We start from the raw sequence: 16,765 nt of genomic DNA on the forward strand, positions 1-16,765 counted from the left end.
CGCGTTTTTTTATGATGCTCTTACCTGCGGTTTCCCGGAGAAAAGGAAACGCAGAAGCGGTATCCGCAGGTGGATTTCGTAAAGCACGATGGCGATTCCAATCACAAAGACCAGCCCGGTAAAGAAGCCCAGCGTGTTAGAGGCGATATGCGGTGTGATATAGGCCCCGAAGAACAACGTCAGGGGATGGTGCACCAGATAGATAAACAGCGAAGCATTGACGAAATAGGTGACGCGGCTGGACTTAAAATTAAGCAGCCGGTGGCCCAGCGCAAAGACCACATTCACCATCCACAGGCCCAGCAGCATGGTAATGACGCTCTCGGTTTCATACATCCACGCATCGCCGCTGCCGTAGCGCTGATTTAACAGATAGGCCGCAAACGCGATGGCGGCACCAAAAGCACACCACGGTGAGGGCGTCGTAAACAGTGACTTAAGCTTCGGATAAATAAAGGCCAGCGCCCCGATTAAAAAGAAGGGGATGTAGAACAGCGACTGCATCACCACAAAATTGAATAATCCGTCGCTCAGAATCGGCGGATAAACAATAAACAGCGTCCGTCGCACTGCCGCATAGGCGATGCCCAGCAGCAAAAAGAGCAGCGACAGTTTTCCCAGGGTGATACTGGCGAAAAAGGCGTTAGCTTTGTCGCTTAAATGGCGGCGAAAGCGGCTAAAAATCAACACGCTGACTGTGGTAAGGACCACCAGTACCAGCAGGAACCAGAGGTGGGACACCAGCTCCCAAACCAGGGTGTTGTATTTTTCGTATAGCGACAGATTAGGCCAGTTCTCCGCCTTACCCTTTACGTACTGCAACATGATGAACTGCGGCAGCGTCAGCAGAGGAATGGCGGTGAGCATCGGAATGCCGACGCGCTCCACGCGCACTTTCCACCAGCGCTTGATGGGGTAGCGCAGAAACAGCATATAAGAGAAATAACCTGAAATGACAAAAAACACCTGCATGCGGAAGGCGTGAATAAAGTCATTAAACAGCGTCAGCCACCAGGAGGGCATTTGACTATTAACATGCCAGGTGTGGCTGGAGTAAATCAGTGAAATGTGGAAGGGGATCCCCAATAGCATCAGCCATGCCCGGATCGAGTCGAGGAAGTATTCACGTTCTACAGGTGTTGTGCTCATATAACTTTGTGCATTCTCAGACTTTTCGCCTTATCCCTAAGACTCATAATGGTTACATTCGAAGCCAACCCTACACCAAGACCGACACCCTGTCTCCAGGATAAGCACGCAAAGTGAAAAGCGGGTTCTTTCATTTGCTTAATCCCTGAGCCAGCGAGCTGAACAAAGCGGTGATAATGTTGTCGGATTGCCTGAGTTTCCATTAAAATGGATCGGATCGATATAAGCACACAAAGGGGGAAGTGCTTACTTATTATGAAACATAAACCACAGATGATGAAAATGCGTTGGTTGGGTGCTGCAGTGGTGTTATCCCTGTATACCTCATCGGCACTGGCCTTTAACATCGACGATGTCGCAAAACAGGCAAAATCGATGGCAGGCAAGAGCTACGAAGCGCCGAAAAGTAACTTGCCCTCCGTTTTCCGCGACATGAAATATGCGGACTATCAGCAGATCCAGTTCAATCACGATAAAGCGTACTGGAACAATATTAAGACCCCGTTCAAGCTTGAGTTTTATCATCAGGGTATGTACTTCGATACCCCTGTTGCCATCAATGAAGTGACGGCAACGGCGGTACGTAAAATCAAATACAGCCCGGATTACTTCAATTTTGGCGATGTGCAGCACGACAAAGATACGGTTAAAGATCTGGGCTTTGCAGGCTTCAAGGTGCTTTACCCGATCAACAGCAAAGATAAAAACGACGAAATCGTCAGCATGCTCGGCGCCAGCTACTTCCGCGTTATTGGCGCGGGACAGGTGTACGGGCTTTCTGCGCGCGGCCTGGCTATTGATACCGCGCTGCCATCAGGTGAAGAATTCCCACGTTTCCGCGAGTTCTGGATCGAACGTCCAAAACCAACGGATAAACGTCTGACTATCTACGCACTGCTGGATTCCCCGCGTGCAACGGGCGCGTACCGCTTTGTGATCATGCCAGGGCGTGACACGGTGGTTGACGTGCAGTCTAAAGTCTACCTGCGCGACAAAGTGGGTAAACTGGGCGTTGCGCCGCTGACCAGTATGTTCCTGTTTGGGCCGAACCAGCCGTCACCGGCGACCAACTTCCGTCCTGAACTGCACGATTCCAACGGCCTGTCTATTCATGCTGGTAATGGTGAGTGGATCTGGCGTCCGCTGAACAACCCGAAACATCTGGCTGTCAGCAGCTTTGCGATGGAAAACCCGCAAGGTTTCGGTCTTCTGCAGCGTGGCCGTCAGTTCTCTCGCTTTGAAGATCTGGATGACCGCTACGACCTGCGTCCAAGCGCGTGGGTGACCCCGAAAGGTGACTGGGGCAAAGGGAAGGTTGAACTGGTTGAAATCCCAACCAATGATGAAACCAACGATAACATTGTCGCTTACTGGACGCCGGATCAGCTGCCGGAAGCCGGGAAAGAGATGAACTTCAAATACACGATCACCTTTAGCCGCGACGAAGACAAACTGCATGCGCCGGATAACGCGTATGTCATGCAGACTCGCCGTTCAACGGGTGACGTGAAACAGTCTAATCTTATCCGTCAGCCTGACGGTACCGTCGCTTTCGTGGTGGACTTCACCGGCCAGGACATGAAAAAACTGGCGCCAGATACTGCCGTGACCGCCCAGGCCAGCATCGGTGATAACGGTGAGATCGTTGAGAACACCGTACGTTACAACCCGGTAACGAAAGGGTGGCGTCTGACCCTGCGCGTGAAAGTGAAAGATCCGAAACAGACCACTGAAATGCGCGCTGCGCTGGTCAGTAACGATCAGCCGCTGAGTGAAACCTGGAGCTATCAGCTACCTGCCAATGAATAATACATCTGAATATATTGATGCCATGCCGCTGACGGATATCGAAAAAGCGGCACTGCCTGAGAGCGACATCCGCGCGGTACATGCCGCGCTGGATGGGGAACATCGTCAGTTTTCACGTGATGACGATTCTCCGCTGGGGTCAGTGAAGGCACGTCTGGAGCAGGCATGGCCGGACTCGCTGGCAGAAGGGCAGTTGATTAAAGACGACGAAGGACGCGATCAGCTTCAGGCGATGCCGAAAGCAACGCGTTCTTCCATGTTCCCCGACCCCTGGCGTACCAACCCGGTTGGCCGCTTCTGGGATCGCCTGCGCGGGCGTGACGTGACGCCACGTTATCTGTCGCGTCTGACAAAAGAAGAGCAGGCCTCCGAACAGAAATGGCGTACCGTGGGGACGATCCGTCGCTACATTCTTCTGCTGCTGACGCTGGCGCAGACGGTTGTCGCAACCTGGTACATGAAGACGATTCTGCCTTACCAGGGCTGGGCGCTGATCAACCCGGCAGACATGATGGGCCAGGATATCTGGGTCTCCTTCATGCAACTGCTGCCGTATATCCTGCAAAGTGGCATTCTTCTGCTGTTCGCCGTTCTCTTCTGCTGGGTCTCGGCCGGTTTCTGGACCGCGCTGATGGGCTTCCTGCAGCTGCTGATGGGACGAGACAAATACAGCATTTCGGCGTCTACGGTCGGGGATGAACCCCTGAATCCTGAGCACCGCACGGCGCTGATTATGCCTATCTGTAACGAAGACGTTGACCGCGTATTCGCGGGGCTGCGCGCAACCTGGGAGTCCGTTAAGGCGACCGGTAACGCCGCCCATTTCGACGTCTATATCCTGAGCGACAGCTACAATCCGGACATCTGCGTTGCCGAGCAAAAAGCCTGGATGGAGCTGATTGCAGAAGTACAGGGCGAAGGTCAGATCTTCTACCGTCGCCGCCGTCGTCGTGTGAAGCGTAAAAGCGGTAACATCGATGACTTCTGCCGTCGCTGGGGTAACAAGTACAGCTACATGGTGGTGCTGGACGCCGACTCGGTGATGAGCGGTGATTGTCTGAGCGGTCTGGTGCGTCTGATGGAAGCTAACCCGAACGCGGGTATCATCCAGTCTTCGCCAAAAGCGTCCGGCATGGACACGCTTTACGCGCGTTGCCAGCAGTTTGCCACCCGTGTTTACGGGCCGCTGTTTACTGCCGGTCTGCACTTCTGGCAGTTGGGTGAGTCCCACTACTGGGGTCACAACGCCATTATCCGCGTGAAGCCGTTTATTGAGCACTGTGCGCTGGCACCGCTGCCGGGCGAAGGTTCGTTTGCCGGCTCGATTCTGTCGCACGACTTCGTCGAAGCGGCGCTGATGCGTCGTGCAGGGTGGGGCGTCTGGATTGCCTACGATCTGCCTGGATCCTATGAAGAACTGCCGCCGAACCTGCTGGACGAACTTAAGCGTGACCGCCGCTGGTGTCACGGGAACCTGATGAACTTCCGTCTGTTCCTCGTGAAAGGGATGCACCCGGTTCACCGTGCGGTGTTCCTGACCGGCGTGATGTCTTATCTTTCCGCGCCGCTGTGGTTTATGTTCCTGGCGCTGTCCACGGCTCTGCAGGTGGTGCATGCGCTGACGGAGCCGCAGTACTTCCTGCAACCGCGTCAGCTGTTCCCGGTGTGGCCACAGTGGCGTCCGGAGCTGGCGATAGCGCTGTTTGCCTCCACCATGGTGTTGCTGTTCCTGCCGAAGCTGCTCAGTATCATTCTGATCTGGTGCAAAGGCTCGAAGGAGTATGGCGGTTTCTGGCGGGTAACGGTTTCACTGCTGCTGGAAGTGCTGTTCTCCGTGCTGCTGGCACCGGTACGTATGCTGTTCCATACCGTGTTTGTGGTCAGCGCGTTCCTGGGCTGGGAAGTGGTCTGGAACTCACCGCAGCGTGATGATGACTCCACGCCGTGGGGTGAAGCCTTTATGCGTCATGGCTCGCAGCTGCTGCTGGGGCTGGTGTGGGCTGCTGGGATGGCATGGCTGGATCTGCGCTTCCTGTTCTGGCTGGCGCCGATTGTCTTCTCGCTGATCCTGTCGCCGTTTGTGTCGGTCATTTCAAGCCGCTCAACGGTTGGCCTGCGTACCAAACGCTGGAAGCTGTTCCTGATCCCGGAAGAGTATTCGCCGCCGCAGGTGCTGGTGGATACTGACACCTATCTGGAGCAGAACCGCCGTCGTACGCTGGATGATGGCTTTATGCACGCGGTGTTTAACCCGTCGTTTAACGCCCTGGCAACGGCAATGGCTACCGCGCGTCACCGTGCCAGTAAGGTGCTGGAGATTGCCCGCGATCGTCACGTTGAACAGGCGCTGAACGAGACGCCAGAGAAACTTAACCGCGACCGCCGTCTGGTGCTGTTAAGCGATCCGGTGACTATGTCGCGTCTGCACTACCGTGTGTGGTCTTCCCCGGAGCGCTACTCCTCGTGGGTGAACTACTACAACGATCTGAAGCTTAACCCGCTGGCGCTGAAGGCGAAGTAAGTGGCAACGTAGGGTGGGTAAGCAATGTGCCACCCGCCAGATAAAATACCGGCTTAAACGCCGGTATTTTTTTAGAGGTAACGGATGAAAATAATCATCGTCGTCATGATGGCATGTCTGCTGAGCGGCTGCGGCAGCATCATCAGTCGCACCATTCCGGGGCAGGGCCACGGGAATCAGTACTATCCGGGCGTGAAATGGGATGTCCGGGATTCCGCATGGCGCTACCTGACGGTGCTCGATCTGCCGTTCTCGCTGATTTTCGATACGCTGTTGTTGCCCATCGATGCCAGCCACGGCCCCTATGAGTAGCGGGAATTAACGCTCGTCCCATTCGTCAGCTGCGGTTTGACCTTCTTCCGTATCCAGCGGTGGCTCGAGCTGAAATTCACCCTCATCCCACTCGTGCAGGGTGTTCTCTTCCAGCCACTCCTGACGCAACTCAATTTCGTCATAGTCACCATCAAAGACGGCCTGAGCTCCTTCACCGCTCAGGATCGGCAAACATTCGCCTTCTTCACCTTCGTCAGCAAAGAATTCGGCCTGCCACATAATATCTCCGTCCTGAAGGACATACTTTTGGATGTTGAGTTGTTGCACGTCCGCATCTTCTTCATCAACGCCGGGGTTATCGGCGAGGAACTCTTCACGAGCGGCATCAATAGCTTCTTCCAGCGTGGCGTACATGGTCATTGGTGTCTCCCTGTTTTCCAGAAGGTTTCAGGGAAAGAATAGCTGAATATCTGATTCTGCAAGTATGAATGCGAAAATAAGCCGTCACGTATTTGTCTTATTCCGCCACCGGCCGTAATGTCCGGGATAAACTGAACCACGAGTAAACCGCATTAAACAGTACTACGCCCGCCGTGACGATAAACACGGCGCGAAAACCGAAGCTGGCGGAGATCCCGGCCCCCACCAGCGGGCCGGTAACGTTGCCGATGTCGCGAAATGACTGGTTGTAGCTAAAGATACGCCCGGCGATCTGGTTCGTGGAGTTGTAAACCAGCAGGGTCTGAACGGCGGGCAGTAACGCCCCGTCGGAGGCACCCAGCAAAAAGCGCAGAACGCCCAGTTGCCAGGGTGATTGCACCATCGACATGGGAATGAGCAGCAGCACGGAGATCACCAGCGCACAAATCAGGATCTTTTCCGGGCCGACGCGGTCTCCCAGTTTCCCTAACCTCGGGGCGCTAAGCAGCGCCGCCACGCCGGGTACGGAGGCAATCAACCCGCTGATAAACGCAATGTTGCTCACGTTACCTGCCAGATCGCGAACGTACAGCGTCAGAATAGGGGCAATCGAACCGGTCGCGACCTGAATAATCAGGGTCGTCACGAACAGGCTCAGTACCAGTCTGGGGTTTTTGAGTGAAGCCAGCACATCCCGTGCGTGGAGCATCTCTTTTTTGGCGACGGGGGTGAAGTTTTCACGAATGCAGATCAGCGTAACGATAAAGCAGAGGAACAACACGCTGGCAGTAATGAAAAATACCGGGCGTAGGCCATAGCTGTCCGCCAGCAAGCCGCCCGCCAGAGGTCCCAGCAAGGCGCCGCTGACGCCTCCGGTTGAGAGCGTCCCGAGCGCCCAGCCGCTTTTATGACGCGGGATCTGGGTGGCGATCAGCGCATTCGCGTTGGGAATAAATCCTCCCAGCAGGCCAAGTAGCGCGCGCAAAATCAGAAACTGCCAGACGTTCTGCGCCACACCCATTAACGCCATGATGATGGCCATTCCCAGCGCCGAGCGCAGCAGCATGATTTTACGCCCTTTACGGTCGGCAAGGCCGCCCCAGAACGGCGAAGCAATGGCGGAGAAGAGGAAAGTGATGCTGAACACCAGACCAGACCACATATTGAGCGCACTGTGGCCCGTCACGCCCAGTTGTTCAACGTACAGGGGCAGAAAGGGCATCACGAGGCTAAACGCCGCGCCGGTAAGAAAACAGCCAAGCCAGGCAACCGTAAGGTTACGTTTCCAGTTTATGGGGGCATCTGAGGGTGACATAACAATCCGCATAATGAGGTGCAGCGCACCGTAAGGCATGAAGTAATAAGCCTGCTAATTATGCGCCTGGGTTATGATTGCCGCAATGAGGGAGAGCTTTTAAAGCTAAAACAGGGAGCGGCCCAAAGGGCCGCAGGGGGAATTAATAGCGGGACGGCGTACCTTCTGGCCGCGTTTTAAAGCGGCGGTGCAGCCACATGTACTGCTCCGGTGCGAGCATAATGCATTTCTCGACAATGCCGTTCATCCAGCGTGCGGTGGTTTCAGCATCATCCAGTGGAGGCGCCAGTTCGGGCTCCAGCATAATCAATTCGTAACCCGAACCATCCGGTTTGCGGCGCGGAACAAAAGGGACGATGGCGGCTTTGGACATGCGTGCCAGCATCCAGGTGCCCGTGGTGGTGGCCGCCTCTTCAACGGCAAAGAACGGAACAAATACGCTGGATTGCGGGCCGTAGTCGTGATCGGGGGCATACCAGACCACTTCACCTGATTTGAGGGCGCGGATCATACCCTTCAGATCCTTACGGTCGATCATGCTTTTGTTGGACCGCATACGGCCATTGGTCTGGATCAGATCAATAACCGGGTTGTCGTTTGGACGATAAACCCCAATGCCGGGCGCCTGCATACCGAACATACGGGCGCCGATTTCCAGGGTCAGAAAGTGTACGCCAATCAGCAGCACGCCCGTCTGATTCGCCTGCAGCGAATGTACCGGCTCCATCCCCGTACCGGCAACGACGCTCCAGCGCGCCATGCGTTTGTCTGGCCAGAACCACGCCATTCCTGTTTCCATCAGCCCCATGCCGACAGACTCGAAATTCCTGGTCACCATGTCATGACGTTCAGCCTCGCTCATGTCCGGGAAGCACAGTTCAAGGTTGCGGTAGGCGATTCTGGCGCGACGCTTCATAAACATTTGCGCAAGACGACCCAGGCTTTTGCCCAGACGGAAAATAACCGGGTAGGGGAGTTGGACCAGAAGCCATAAAAAGCCAATGCCAAGCCAGGTCAACCAATAGCGAGGATGCAAAAGGGTGACGGTAAATTTCGGTAATTGGGTCATGTCGGTCCTGTTTTCTAACGTCCTGAAGGTCTTAGTGTCTCATTTTTTACTACATAGCCAAAATGTCTGATGTCGAAACGCGCGCTAATGCAGCAAATGTTATGACGCATAGTTCAGGCTGACAGAAATGTAGCGTAAATTGTGTGGATGTAAATTGTTATTGTTTGCTATATGATGCCGACCGATTTTCCTTTCTCAATAACGATTGCAGGACTTGTACACCATGCCAGTGTTACACAACCGCGTATCGAATGAGATGTTGAAAGCGCGTATGTTGGCTGAAACCGAACCGCGCACGACCATCTCATTCTATAAATACTTCACGATCAACGATCCGCAAGCGACCCGCGATGAGCTCTATAAAGCCTTCACCGCGCTGAACGTCTTTGGGCGCGTCTATCTGGCGCGTGAAGGTATCAACGCCCAGATCAGCATCCCGGAAAGCAACGTGAGCGCCTTCCGCGATTTTCTTTACGGCTTCGATCCGGCGCTGAACGGCTTACGCCTGAACATCGCCCTGGACGATGACGGTAAATCATTCTGGGTGCTGCGTATGAAAGTGCGTGAGCGCATCGTGGCAGACGGCATTGACGACCCGGCCTTCAACCCGGCCGACGTGGGGGAATACCTGAAGGCGGCGGAAGTCAATGCGATGCTTGATGACCCTGACGCGGTATTCATCGATATGCGTAACCACTACGAATATGAAGTGGGCCATTTCGAGAACGCAATGGAAATCCCGGCCGACACCTTCCGCGAGCAACTGCCGAAAGCGGTTGAGATGATGCAGGAACATAAAGATAAGAAAATCGTTATGTACTGCACCGGCGGTATTCGCTGCGAAAAAGCCAGCGCGTGGATGAAACATAACGGATTTAATAAGGTCTGGCATATCGAAGGCGGTATCATCGAGTATGCCCGCCGTGCCCGTGAGCAGGGGTTACCGGTGCGTTTTATCGGTAAAAACTTTGTCTTTGACGAGCGAATGGGTGAGCGTATTTCAGAAGACGTGATTGCCCATTGCCACCAGTGCGGCGCACCGTGCGATACCCACACCAACTGCAAAAATGACGGTTGTCATCTGCTGTTTATTCAGTGCCCGGCGTGCGCAGAGAAATTTAACGGCTGCTGTAGCGAACTTTGCAGTGAAGAGAGCATGCTGCCGGAAGAGGAGCAGCGCCGCCGTCGTGCGGGACGTGAAAACGGCAATAAGATTTTTAATAAATCCCGAGGCCGCCTGAATACCAAACTGGGTATTCCTGACCCGGAATGATAATGACGCCCGGCAACGTCAAACCCTGCCGGGCGTGTTTATTATGCCTTCTGCTGAACACCTTCAACGGAAATAATCAGTTCTACGTCCTGAGATGCCGGACCTAAATCCGTGGTGATATTAAAATCTTTCAGATGAATTTTCCCTGCGGCTTCAAAACCTGCGCGTTTGCCACCCCACGGATCGTCACCCTGGCCGAGTAATTTGGCTTCCAGGGTCACCGGTTTCGTGACGCCATTGAGCGTCAGATTACCGATAATATTCAGCTTATCACCTTCTTTCTTCACCTCGGTCGACGTAAAGGTCGCCTGTGGGAATTTTGATACATTCAGGAATTCCGCACTACGCAAATGTTTATCGCGCTCTGCATGGTTGGTGTCGACGCTATTCGTATTAATGGTCACATTGACCTTATCGGCGGCAGGATTTTTATCGTCAAAGGTGAATGTGCCGTCAAAATCTTTAAAGGTACCGTACAGCCAGCTATAACCGAGGTGCTGAATACGGAAATTGACGAAAGCATGCTGGCCTTCTTTATCAATTTTATAATCAGCCGCCACGGCAGAGCCGGTGGTGAATAACAGAGAACCTAATGCGATACCCAGCAGGTGTTTTTTCATTTTATGCTCCAGAGTCAACTGACGAACGGCCAAGCATGCGCTTTAACGTATCGTCTTTATCGATGAAATGGTGTTTAAGGGCGGCAAGCCCGTGCAGGACAGACAGGATCACCACGCTCCACGCGAGCCAGAGATGCACCACGCCTGCGGTGTCGGCCTGAACCCCTGCGTCAGAGAGCGTGGCCGGAACCTCAAACAGGCCAAAGACGTTAATCGGCTTGCCGTCTGCAGTGGAAATGAGATACCCGCTAATCAGAATGGCGAACAGCAGGATATAGAGCGTAACGTGCGCGGCAACCGCGCTGACACGCGTTAATATACTGTGGGTTTTGGGCGCGGCGGGCGGCGGGGAAATGTGACGCCAGATCACGCGAATAACCAACGTCATCATCAGCAGGATGCCGATGCTTTTATGCAGTTCTGGTGCCTGGTGATACCAGCCATCGTAATAACTGAGCGTCACCATCCACAGACCCAGTCCGAACATTGCATAAACGGTAAGAGCAACTATCCAGTGTAAACACATGGATATTATTCCGTAGCGCTGAGAGGAGTTACGCAATTGCATCAGAATGACCATTCGAAGAAAAACAGAGTAGTAAAAATGAACGGGAATAAATGATATTGCAACTGAAATAATTGAATATAGATTTTTATTTTATTTATTTCAGCGGTTTTGAAAATGATCCGCAAATGTAATTCAATCGCTTCGTGCAAGGCGGAATAAGCAGCAAGCAAAAGATTAAGCTAACCTAAAGTAATGTCAGTAATTGTCAGCTTCACTTTTCAGTAAAATACAATGTAAATAATATCGATGAGTGCCAGCAGCACCCATAATAAAATATAGAGCATAAAATGCTCACGAATGTTATTGATAAGAAAGCCAACGATCCTGCGCATAATGTCCCGTTTTCTGTCTAGAAAACGGGTTCCGGACGTCCGAAACCCGCGGCGGATTATCTGCTAAAACGCGAAAGTGAGAAGGGGGTGAGATCAAACTGCGGTGCGATCCCCTGGGCAAACTGCGCAGCGATTTCGCCCAGCACGGAGGCGAACTTGAAGCCATGACCACTGAGGCCAGTGATAAGCAGCGTGTTGTCATGCCCCGGCAGGGTGTCAATGATGAAGTCTTCGTCCGGCGTGTTGTCGTAGGTGCAGGCAGCACCATACAGTAAACCGCCTACGCCCGGCAGGATATTGCGCAGGAAGGTAAACGCTTCGGAGCCATCCTGTGGGTATGCACCGAACGGTTTACGCTCTTCAGGGGAGGAGATCGCCTGCCCGCCATTGTGTTTTCCGATTTTGAGCGCGTCTTTCTCAGACGGGAAGCCGTAAAACTGATCGCCGTTCGGTAACTCCCCGGTAAATGCCGGGAATTTATTCTGTGCACTGTAACGGCCATCCGACTGGAACCAGGAGAAGACCTTGCGCACCGGCTGAACAGGCAGATCGGGCAGCAGACGGGTGACCCAGGTGCCTGCGCTAATCAGCAGACGGGACGCTGAATATTCTCCGTCCGCAGTGGTGACCGTAACGCCATCAGCGTGATGAGTGAGGGATTCCACCGGACAGTTGAAGAGCTGAGCGCAGCCCGCTTTTTCCGCAAGATCGATCCAGGTTTTGATGGCCGTTTCACTGTGCAAGACCCCGGAGTTGGCTTCAAACAGGCCGATATAATCGTCCGGGACGGCAATCTCTGGCCAACGGGCCATGATGCCTGCCGCGTCCAGCTTCTCCACATCAAGATTAAACGCTTTCGCACTCCGTTCAACGTTGGCCAGAAAATCAGAGCGGGCAGGGCCCAGGTTGATGATGCCCGTGCGTTCGAAAATGCGTTCTTCCGTCAGCTTCGCCAGTTCATCCCATAGCGTCTGGGCGCGAAGCACCAGCGGAACATAGCGCTCGCCTTCACCATAGGCGTGGCGAATAAGCCGGGTGTCGCCATGATGGCTGCCCTCTGCATGGGGAGGACGGTGGGCATCGATCATCAGGACCTTCAGACCCGCTTGCGTTGCGTAATAACCGGCGGCAGACCCCACGGATCCGCTACCAATAATGATTAAGTCGTATCTCATATCCATCTCTCGAACTCACGCTTTGTTAGCAGAGTAATTAACTATGCGGGCTGACACAAGGGAGAAATAAATAAGGCACCCGGAGGGTGCCTGTTGAGCGAAGAATAGGTATAAACCTAGTGCCGTTTATACTCATTTTCCTGATAGTCGCCAGATTCTATTTTGGCAATACCTGCCTCTAAAATAGAAATAAACTGACGGGCGACGTCTGTTGTAAGCCACAGCGTCTGTCCAACTTCCGCTTCTTCACGGTTGAGTTGATTCGGGGTCTGGTAGTGCAAACGCAGCATCAGCGCATCGTAGCTATCTACGGTACTGATATCCCAGCCAACAAGCGGATGGGTCTGGATGACTTCGCTATTCTTTTCCATTATAACCCCCTTAATGCGTGTTAGAAGACAACGGCTCCGAGGTTCAATGCATGTTTTTCTGAAAGCATCTTCAGTATACAAGTAATAAGGGTTCGCAAGGGAAAAATAAACAGTTGGCAACACATTTTTCTGCTTTTTAGGATTGTTCGAACAATAAAACACCACCTTGTTCACGATTTTTAAATTTGTTGCCGAATTAATTTGAACGAACCGGATTTCAGACGAAAAAAAGCCGGGGCGACCCGGCAAAAAAGAACAATGAGGGAGCAAGATTAATCTGTGATGAACCAGTCGTCGGCGCTTTCCCAGGTTTCCTGCAGGATTTCGCTGATACGGTCTTTATCTTCTTTCGCGCCGCCAATGACGGAGAGGTTGTTTGCAGCCGCATAACGAACCGTTACGGCACCAGCGTTGTCAGGGAAAGTACTGTTAATACGGCGGGATAATTCACCGGCCAGCGCATCAAGCGCGCCAGCAGGCAGAACGGTTGTTTTGGCTATGGTGACTTCAATACGCATAAATGCCCCCTGTGTAATATACTGTTTATTTATACAGGTATATTATGGGTTTGACAACAAGGGGCACTGTTTTTTTAGCGTTTTACCGTCCAGTTGACGGTTTCACCGGCAAGGAATGGGATGAGCGTGTCATCCGTCAGCGGAATGGCCTCGTCCACGCGGCTCTCTTTACGCTCCAGTTCAATGAACGTTTCGTTGACCGGCAGCCCGTAGAAGCGTGGTCCATTGAGCGAGCAGAACGCTTCGAAATGCTGCAGGGCATTCATCTCTTCAAACACGGTGGCGTAGCTGGCGAGCGCGGTAGGGGCGTTAAAGCAGCCTGCGCAACCGCAGCTGGCCTCTTTGCGGTGGCGTGCATGAGGCGCGGAGTCCGTGCCGAGGAAGGCGCGGGAGAAACCGCTGGCAACGAGTTCACGCAGCGCCTGCTGATGAACGTTACGCTTCAGAATCGGCAGGCAATAGAGATGCGGACGAACGCCGCCAACCAGCATGTGGTTGCGGTTAAACATCAGATGCTGTGGTGTGATGGTGGCGGCAATCAGCTCATTGCCATCGCGGACATACTCTGCGGCATCTTTGGTGGTGATGTGTTCAAACACCACTTTAAGCGCAGGAAGACGCTGGCGTAGCGGCTCCATTACGGTTTCGATAAAGCGGGCTTCACGGTCGAAGATATCAATGTCGGCGTGGGTCACTTCACCGTGTACCAACAGCGGCATGCCCAGTTTTTGCATGCGTTCCAGAACCGGCATGATGGCGTCAATACTGGTGACACCGTGGCTGGAGTTGGTGGTAGCGTTAGCCGGGTAGAGTTTCGCCGCGGTGAACATGCCTTCATTAAAGCCGCGTTCCACTTCATTCGGATCAAGGGTGTCGGTCAGATAGCAGGTCATCAGCGGGGTGAAATCATGTCCTGCCGGCACGGCATCAAGAATTCGTTGGCGATAAGCCATAGCGGCATCAACGGTGGTGACTGGTGGAACCAGGTTAGGCATGACAATCGCGCGGCCATAAATTTCGCTGGTATACGGCACGACCGTTTTCAACATATCGCCATCACGCAGATGGATATGCCAGTCGTCAGGGCGGCGGATTTTAAGAACCTGGGGTTGTGCAGTCATGGAAGCTCCGGCTTGTCAGGAATCAGTCATTAGGATGGCTGTTTTTGCCGGACACAAATCATAAGCGGAAACGTTTTCGTTTGCACACTTTTCCGTAAAAAAAAGGGCGCTTTTGCGCCCCTTCAGGTTAATCGGTGAATGGAATAACGATCTCTCCCGGTTTCACCTCAATGCCTTTGGCATATTTTTTCGCCAGTGCCTCACCCTTGCTCTTGTCTTCACTTAAGACATAGGCCGGCTGCTGGTTAAAGTAGTTGCGCAGGGACTGGTTCAGGTAGGGCATCAGGGTCTGCATGACCGGTTTCATCTTGTCCGGCGTGACGTCCGCGTCTACCACTTCCATCTCCTGCAGGAAGATGGCCCCTTTCTCTTTGTTAAAGACCGGCAGCGCCTTGAGCTTCAGCTTAATGTTGGCTTTCTGGTTACCGAAGAGAGAGGTCATATCGAGATTGGCATCCCCGGCGAGAGTGACTTTATTCGGCTCTTCGCGCCCAATCTGGCTGGTGAGGTTGCTGAGGACGATATGCGCATCGGCAAGCCCCGGCACACCAATGTCTTTTGAAAAGTTATTATGTTTTTCCAGCGCCTGATTAATTTCCTGCTCACTGACGGTGTATTGCGTAAGCTGGTTACAACCTACCAGCAGGCCGCTGACAATGAATGCGGCGGCAATGACAATTTTTTTCATAGTGTTCCTCAACGAAAAATCGGCGCTACTGTCCTGTTACGCCAGTATGTCAGGGTGAAATAGCGGAAACCAGCAGAAAAAACTGATAATGGCGGCGGGAGAGGCCCCGCCGCAGGGAATATTATGCCCCAGGTTCGAGCATGCCGCTCGCGCTGCGCTTCTGGCTAAATTGCCACCACAGCGCAAGGAGCGTCATAAAGCCGACCACGCCGAGCATGACCCACGGCAGTTCCGGCTGGCTTAGGGCTTTTCCGGCATCGAACAGCCAGCCGCCGCCGGCGTAACCCAATGCACCGCCAAAGGCCAGCCCCAGGCGGCTGAACCCCATATAGCTGCCGCGAGCGCGCGCGTCGGCAAGCGAGGCGCTCAGCGTTTCACGAGCCGGTTCGGCAATAATGGAGCCGATATAGAAGGTGCAAATCAGCGTAAACAGCTGCTGGAGCGAGTTCACCAACCCGATGGGCATCATGCTGAGCGTCATCAATAACAGCCCTGCCATCAGGCGATGCTCCAGGCGAAAACGCCGTTCGCTCCAGCGGGCGATCGGGTAGAGCAGGGTCAGAGAGAGGCAGGCTTCTATGGCGTACATCCATTTTACGGCGGCCGGGGTGCCCGCAATGTCGTTTACCATGATCGGCAGCATCAGCATGACCTGAACGGCCAGCATGTAATACCCCGTCAGGGTCAGCACGTACGTAACAAAGCGTTTGTCTCGCAGCACGCGGCCAAGACCTTCGCGTACCGGGGCTTTGACCGTTGACAGTTTCCATGCCGGCAGAAACAGGGCATTAAAGAGCGCACACAGAATAAAGAGCAGTGCACCCGCCGCGCAGACCAGACGAAAGTCGTACTGCAACAGCCAACTTCCCAGCAGGGCGCCAATCACCGCCCCGGCGCTGTCCTGCATCATCAAAATTGAGAAGAAGCGTCCCCGGTGCTGCGGACGAATGAGTTTAACCACCAGCGCGGTGCGCGGCGGGTCAAACAGGGTGCCGCCGATACCGGAGAGGAAGCAGGAAAACCACAGCAGCCACGGCTCCTGGGCAATTGCCATGGTGGCGAAGCCTGCCGCGCGTAGCAGCATGCCCGTCACGATCATCGGTTTGGCACCAAAGCGGTCGGCGATGGCGCCACCAAACACGCCCAGACCCTGCTGGACAAACTGGCGTAACCCGAGCGCGATACCGACCATCAGTGCCGCCCAGCCCATTTGATCGACAAAGCGGATCGAGATGAGGGGAAACACAACAAAAAAGCCGAGCACGACCAGCATGTTATCGACTAGCAGGAAATATTTACCCAGGCTCCTGGCCTGTGATAAGCGGGACATTTTCCCTCCAGGGAAAACAGGATGGTGAGCACGCTAACATTCTGCGGTGTCGCCACGTTTTTTCCCACCCCCGCGCGTGACAATATTTTTTTATCAAAAGAGCGCTTTGATAGAGAGTTCTCATCGAAAAATGTGAAAAGAGGTCAAAATGGTATGTCACTGTTTTCACAGACGGCACAGGCGCAGGTATAGTAAAGCTAATGGGTAAGCAGA

Annotated in this window: 17 protein-coding genes; 4 read left to right on the plus strand and 13 right to left on the minus strand. The window is 53.7% G+C overall.

Translation table 11 applies throughout. The features are described 5' to 3' along the window. Positions 1 to 9: 9 nt before the first annotated feature. Positions 10 to 1,149 carry a glucans biosynthesis protein MdoC gene (gene mdoC / locus ACQG19_RS08975; RefSeq protein WP_013097165.1) on the minus strand — a complete coding sequence of 380 codons (1,140 nt, stop codon included), beginning with the start codon at positions 1,147 to 1,149 and terminating at the stop codon, positions 10 to 12. A 255-nt stretch (positions 1,150 to 1,404) separates the two neighbouring features. Here mdoC and mdoG point away from each other — a divergent pair, with 255 nt between their 5' ends. The 3 genes from mdoG to ACQG19_RS08990 all read left to right on the plus strand — a co-directional run bounded on the left by mdoG (position 1,405) and on the right by ACQG19_RS08990 (position 5,791). Continuing rightward, on the plus strand, positions 1,405 to 2,958 hold the full coding sequence (gene mdoG / locus ACQG19_RS08980; RefSeq protein ID WP_020689627.1) for a glucans biosynthesis protein MdoG: 1,554 nt from the start codon (positions 1,405 to 1,407) through the stop codon (positions 2,956 to 2,958). After that, a complete protein-coding gene (gene mdoH / locus ACQG19_RS08985; protein ID WP_194500752.1) occupies positions 2,951 to 5,479 on the plus strand; it encodes a glucans biosynthesis glucosyltransferase MdoH in 2,529 nt (842 codons plus the stop codon). The genes mdoG and mdoH overlap by 8 nt, the downstream gene beginning before the upstream one ends. 84 nt (positions 5,480 to 5,563) lie before the next feature. Continuing rightward, positions 5,564 to 5,791, plus strand: coding sequence for a YceK/YidQ family lipoprotein (locus tag ACQG19_RS08990; protein WP_013097162.1), 228 nt, complete (start codon positions 5,564 to 5,566; stop codon positions 5,789 to 5,791). A 6-nt stretch (positions 5,792 to 5,797) separates the two neighbouring features. Here ACQG19_RS08990 and ACQG19_RS08995 read toward each other — a convergent pair whose 3' ends face one another. The 3 genes from ACQG19_RS08995 to ACQG19_RS09005 all read right to left on the minus strand — a co-directional run bounded on the left by ACQG19_RS08995 (position 5,798) and on the right by ACQG19_RS09005 (position 8,556). After that, positions 5,798 to 6,172 (minus strand): MysB family protein, encoded by a 375-nt coding sequence (locus tag ACQG19_RS08995; RefSeq protein ID WP_014831418.1) that lies wholly within the window; start codon positions 6,170 to 6,172, stop codon positions 5,798 to 5,800. A gap of 97 nt (positions 6,173 to 6,269) precedes the next feature. Continuing rightward, on the minus strand, positions 6,270 to 7,487 hold the full coding sequence (gene mdtG / locus ACQG19_RS09000; RefSeq protein ID WP_194500751.1) for a multidrug efflux MFS transporter MdtG: 1,218 nt from the start codon (positions 7,485 to 7,487) through the stop codon (positions 6,270 to 6,272). Between the two features lie 142 nt (positions 7,488 to 7,629). After that, positions 7,630 to 8,556 (minus strand): Kdo(2)-lipid IV(A) acyltransferase, encoded by a 927-nt coding sequence (locus ACQG19_RS09005; protein ID WP_020689625.1) that lies wholly within the window; start codon positions 8,554 to 8,556, stop codon positions 7,630 to 7,632. Positions 8,557 to 8,779: 223 nt separating this feature from the next. Between ACQG19_RS09005 and ACQG19_RS09010 the strand changes: the two genes are divergently transcribed. Beyond that, positions 8,780 to 9,829 (plus strand): rhodanese-related sulfurtransferase, encoded by a 1,050-nt coding sequence (locus ACQG19_RS09010; RefSeq protein ID WP_013097157.1) that lies wholly within the window; start codon positions 8,780 to 8,782, stop codon positions 9,827 to 9,829. A gap of 41 nt (positions 9,830 to 9,870) precedes the next feature. Here ACQG19_RS09010 and ACQG19_RS09015 read toward each other — a convergent pair whose 3' ends face one another. The 9 genes from ACQG19_RS09015 to mdtH form a co-directional block, all read right to left on the minus strand. Then, positions 9,871 to 10,449 (minus strand): YceI family protein, encoded by a 579-nt coding sequence (locus tag ACQG19_RS09015; protein WP_040019425.1) that lies wholly within the window; start codon positions 10,447 to 10,449, stop codon positions 9,871 to 9,873. A 1-nt stretch (position 10,450) separates the two neighbouring features. Further along, a complete protein-coding gene (locus tag ACQG19_RS09020; RefSeq protein ID WP_194500750.1) occupies positions 10,451 to 11,017 on the minus strand; it encodes a cytochrome b in 567 nt (188 codons plus the stop codon). 218 nt (positions 11,018 to 11,235) lie between these two features. Continuing rightward, the gene (locus ACQG19_RS09025; protein ID WP_020689623.1) at positions 11,236 to 11,349 is read right to left on the minus strand and encodes a YceO family protein; all 114 of its coding nucleotides are present in this window, start codon (positions 11,347 to 11,349) and stop codon (positions 11,236 to 11,238) included. 56 nt (positions 11,350 to 11,405) lie between these two features. After that, the gene (gene solA, locus ACQG19_RS09030) at positions 11,406 to 12,524 is read right to left on the minus strand and encodes an N-methyl-L-tryptophan oxidase (protein WP_102752396.1); all 1,119 of its coding nucleotides are present in this window, start codon (positions 12,522 to 12,524) and stop codon (positions 11,406 to 11,408) included. A gap of 116 nt (positions 12,525 to 12,640) precedes the next feature. Then, complete coding sequence (bssS, locus tag ACQG19_RS09035; RefSeq protein WP_008500827.1) at positions 12,641 to 12,895, minus strand: biofilm formation regulator BssS; 255 nt, start codon at positions 12,893 to 12,895, stop codon at positions 12,641 to 12,643. Between the two features lie 272 nt (positions 12,896 to 13,167). Beyond that, on the minus strand, positions 13,168 to 13,413 hold the full coding sequence (dinI, locus tag ACQG19_RS09040) for a DNA damage-inducible protein I (protein WP_013097151.1): 246 nt from the start codon (positions 13,411 to 13,413) through the stop codon (positions 13,168 to 13,170). A 74-nt stretch (positions 13,414 to 13,487) separates the two neighbouring features. After that, the gene (gene pyrC, locus ACQG19_RS09045; RefSeq protein ID WP_246931457.1) at positions 13,488 to 14,534 is read right to left on the minus strand and encodes a dihydroorotase; all 1,047 of its coding nucleotides are present in this window, start codon (positions 14,532 to 14,534) and stop codon (positions 13,488 to 13,490) included. A gap of 127 nt (positions 14,535 to 14,661) precedes the next feature. Continuing rightward, positions 14,662 to 15,222 carry a lipoprotein gene (locus ACQG19_RS09050; protein ID WP_013097149.1) on the minus strand — a complete coding sequence of 187 codons (561 nt, stop codon included), beginning with the start codon at positions 15,220 to 15,222 and terminating at the stop codon, positions 14,662 to 14,664. 121 nt (positions 15,223 to 15,343) lie between these two features. After that, positions 15,344 to 16,552, minus strand: coding sequence for a multidrug efflux MFS transporter MdtH (gene mdtH, locus ACQG19_RS09055; protein WP_038419097.1), 1,209 nt, complete (start codon positions 16,550 to 16,552; stop codon positions 15,344 to 15,346). Positions 16,553 to 16,765: the final 213 nt, after the last annotated feature.

Origin of the sequence: Enterobacter cloacae complex sp. 277I4, from assembly GCF_050031465.1 — a bacterium.
Classification (GTDB): Bacteria; Pseudomonadota; Gammaproteobacteria; order Enterobacterales; family Enterobacteriaceae; genus Enterobacter; species Enterobacter cloacae.